5 protein-coding genes and 1 pseudogene are annotated in these 3,434 nt (G+C 44.7%); 1 reads left to right on the top strand and 5 read right to left on the bottom strand.

Going from position 1 to position 3,434, the window contains the following annotated elements; genetic code table 11:
- The 5 genes from PX481_RS14590 to PX481_RS14570 form a co-directional block, all read right to left on the bottom strand.
- Window positions 1–459, bottom strand: a 459-nt coding sequence (locus tag PX481_RS14590) for an NAD(P)(+) transhydrogenase (Re/Si-specific) subunit beta (protein ID WP_288094823.1), incomplete at its 3' end; no start/stop codon positions are given.
- Window positions 456–752 (bottom strand): NAD(P) transhydrogenase subunit alpha part 2, encoded by a 297-nt coding sequence (locus PX481_RS14585; protein WP_002733247.1) that lies wholly within the window; start codon window positions 750–752, stop codon window positions 456–458. The genes PX481_RS14590 and PX481_RS14585, both read right to left, overlap by 4 nt.
- On the bottom strand, window positions 679–906 hold the full coding sequence (locus tag PX481_RS14580) for a hypothetical protein (protein WP_071824980.1): 228 nt from the start codon (window positions 904–906) through the stop codon (window positions 679–681). The genes PX481_RS14585 and PX481_RS14580 overlap by 74 nt, the downstream gene beginning before the upstream one ends.
- On the bottom strand, window positions 884–2,032 hold the full coding sequence (locus PX481_RS14575; protein ID WP_002757687.1) for a Re/Si-specific NAD(P)(+) transhydrogenase subunit alpha: 1,149 nt from the start codon (window positions 2,030–2,032) through the stop codon (window positions 884–886). The genes PX481_RS14580 and PX481_RS14575 overlap by 23 nt, the downstream gene beginning before the upstream one ends.
- A 442-nt stretch (window positions 2,033–2,474) precedes the next feature.
- On the bottom strand, window positions 2,475–2,963 hold the full coding sequence (locus PX481_RS14570; RefSeq protein WP_288055987.1) for a helix-turn-helix domain-containing protein: 489 nt from the start codon (window positions 2,961–2,963) through the stop codon (window positions 2,475–2,477).
- A gap of 264 nt (window positions 2,964–3,227) precedes the next feature.
- Here PX481_RS14570 and PX481_RS14565 point away from each other — a divergent pair.
- A pseudogene (locus PX481_RS14565) lies at window positions 3,228–3,434 on the top strand (hypothetical protein); the annotation flags it as partial.

Genomic DNA, 3,434 nt, shown 5'->3' with positions numbered 1-3,434 from the left:
ACTGATTAATTCCTGTAATTTGGCAAAAGCGAGGACACTACCGGTAAAAGTGACACCGCCGATCAATATACCCAAAATAGCGATCAGTATCGAGTCAAAGGCAATATTTTCACCACTTTGCAGTAAACGCCAGTATTCGCCAATGGCAATTAAAGCACTGGCAGCACCGCCTAAACCGTTAAAAATCCCCACCATTTGGGGCATAGCTGTCATCGGGACTTTTTGCGCCGAAACTAGGCCGATAATCGAGCCAATCACTAACGCCACGGCGATTAAACCATAGCTGAGGATTTCTTGATTGATTAAGGTGGCAATAATGGCGATTAGCATCCCGATGGCAGCCAGAAAATTGCCTTGACGGGCGGTAGCGGGGGAAGATAATTGTTTAAGACCGATGATAAATAAAATGGCGGCAAGTAGATAGGACAACTCGATCCCTGTGATAAGGGCATTATTCATGATTTAGCCTCTTTTTTCTTGAACATTTGCAGCATTCGATCGGTAACGACAAAACCACCGACCACGTTAACCATCGCCAAAATAACGGCAATTAACCCTAAAATTACGGTTAATTCGTGCCAATCCGTGCCTCCGGCGATGAGGAGCGCACCGACAACGGCGATACCTGAAATTGCATTCGCTCCCGACATCAGGGGTGTATGGAGAGTGGGAGGGACTTTATTGATTACCTCGAAACCGACAAAGGAAGCGAGGACAAATACCACTAAAGCGGTTAAAAGTTGGGCAGTCATTGGTTAAAGAAATAGGGGATAGGGTGTGGGGTGTGGGGTGTGGGGTGTGGGGTGTGGGGTGTGGGGTGTGGGGAGAATAAAGCTGCCTCCTGACGACCGACTCCTGCCTCCTGAATCCTGAATCCTGATAGCTAAAAAGCTGATAACTGTTCACTGAGGGCGGATTTAATGCGTTGGTTGCGGATTTCGCCGGCGTGGGTGACACAGGCACTATCAATGATGTCATCGGCAAAATCGAGGTTTAAACTGCCGTCTTTGCTGACTAAAAGCTGTAGCAGCATTTGCAGGTTTTTGGCGTACATCTGGCTGGCATTGGTGGCCACTGTGGCAGGAAGATTAACGGCTCCGACGATTTTTACACCATTTTCGATTATTTCTCGTCCCGGTTGGGTGTAGGCGCAATTTCCGCCCTGTTCCGCCGCTAAATCAACGATTACCGACCCCGGTTTCATGGTGGCGATCATTTCTTTGGTGACTAGCAGGGGGGCCTGTTTCCCCGGTACTTGGGCGGTGGTGATCACCACATCAGCCCGCTTAATTGGTTCGGCCAAGGCTTGACAAATGCGCTCCTGTGTGCTAAGAGAAACCTCTTTGGCGTAACCGTTATCGGCGACGGTATCTTCTTCTAGGGGCATTTCAATAAATTTCGCCCCGACACTCTGCACTTCTTCTTTGACTTGGGGACGAATATCAAAAGCCTCCACCACTGCCCCCAAACGGCGGGCGGTAGCGCAAGCTTGCAATCCGGCAACTCCTGCCCCCAATACCAGCACTTTGGCTGGGGCGATCGTCCCGGCGGCGGTAGTCATCATCGGGAACATTTTCGGCAGCTCAACGGCGGCGAGGAGTACCGCTTTGTAACCGGCGAGGTTAGCCTGAGAGGAGAGGGCATCCATACTCTGGGCGCGACTACTGCGGGGAATTAATTCCATACTCAAAGCGGTGATCCCGCGCTCGGCTAATTTGGCAATGCGCCGGGGTTGACGCAGGGGATCGAGAAAGCCGAGGAGGATACCACCATTTTTGAGGCGATCGATCTCGCTATCGCTAGGAGGGACGACTTTGAGAATAATATCGGCAGTTTCATAGATATATTCGCTGTTTTCGCTCAGGGCGGCTCCCACGGCACTATAGGCACTATCGGCAAAGTTAGCGCTAATTCCCGCCCCATTTTGGACAATTACCTCAAATCCCGCCTTGACTAAACGGGCGACGGTATCCGGCACTAGCGCCACCCGCGCCTCGCCTTGGTCACTTTCTTTGATTACGCCGATTTTCATGGCTGGGTTTCTCCTTAGTAAGTCCTTCTCTTGTCTTATGCTGTTGGGGTAAGGGTTTCGTTAAATGCGATCGATCCCTTGGGATAATTTCGAGTCAAAATTGCTTTTCACTTCCATCCTAGCTATCCTCACCTTTCTGGCTCTTTTTCGGGGTAAATCTTAGGATTATCTTCAGAATTAAAGGGTTTTGAGCGGCACTGCTTGGGAATTTTTACCTAGTGATGAGGTAGTTGGGGAACGCTGGAATGGTTAACATTAGCCAGTTTTCGGTCGTTGATACCAGATTAAATTATACTTCATCTTTATGAGAAGGGCTGTAAGCTATTTCTCAGTTCTCCCTGACCGAGATTATAAACTAATAAGCCGAGAGACATTAAGGATAACATTGCCTCGATTCTTTGTGAGATTTTGAAAAAAAACTATTGTGCTATCCATTAAGAAATTACCTTAAAGTTTCTAAAATTAATGACAAAGGTAAATCGAGGGCTTGAGCAATTTGTTCAGCAGTTAGCCCTACTTGCACCAGTCTGGGAACGGTTTCTAGTTTTGCTTCTTTTAATTTTTCTTCAATCAACAAGTTTTCGGTTTCAATTATATCAGAATTATCCATGGCTAAGTTTTCAGGATATTGAGGGGAGTTGGGACAAAAATTAAGTTTTTCAATTTGTCCAGAATTAACCAAGTTATTGCTACTATTAGTAATTATTAATCTTTCAATTGCTGATCGAACATTTGATTTGTTTAAATCTTCGCCTAATGCTTCTGAGAGAATGTGCCAAAGTTCATAGGCTTTATCTCTAGCATGACCTTCAGAACATTTATACTCTTCTGCTATTTTTGCATATTTTTGTCCATTAAAAACACTTTGTAAAATGCCTAGTTGTAGGGTGTAAATGTGTTTTACTGTTTGACGAAAAACAAGATTATCAATCTCTTTGAAAACCTCTTGAGTGTTCCTATCTGATTATTTTAGAATTTTAAGCTTTACCTTCCGACATTATCCGTTATTTTCCGACTTTTGTAAAGAGGCTTAATAAAACTCCCGACAATTTCCGTTGTTTACCGTTTAGTAACTAGCATTTAATAAATAAAAAAATGAAGAATTAATTAAAGAACATATTGATAGTCGATCCAAATGTTATTTTTATGTCAGTCAGATAGACTAAAAACATCAAATGAAAGTAGAGTGTTAAATATGGCAAAAATTGACGGTATTCAATTACCTGCTGACTTAAGTGGTAGCTTAGGAGGCACTCCTGAAGAAGCGGCCAAAGTCTTTTTATCTGCAGCAAGTAAAGGTTTAGCTAAAGTTATTGCTGATGCACTTGTGGATGCAGTGGGAGAAACCATAGGAGATGGTGCCGCTCCTGATTGGACAAAATTAATTACAGGTGCTGCAATT

This window comes from Microcystis sp. M53603_WE2, from assembly GCF_030065435.1.
The sequence above is the reverse complement of the archived record's forward strand: the minus strand, read 5'-3'. Positions and strand labels throughout refer to the sequence as shown.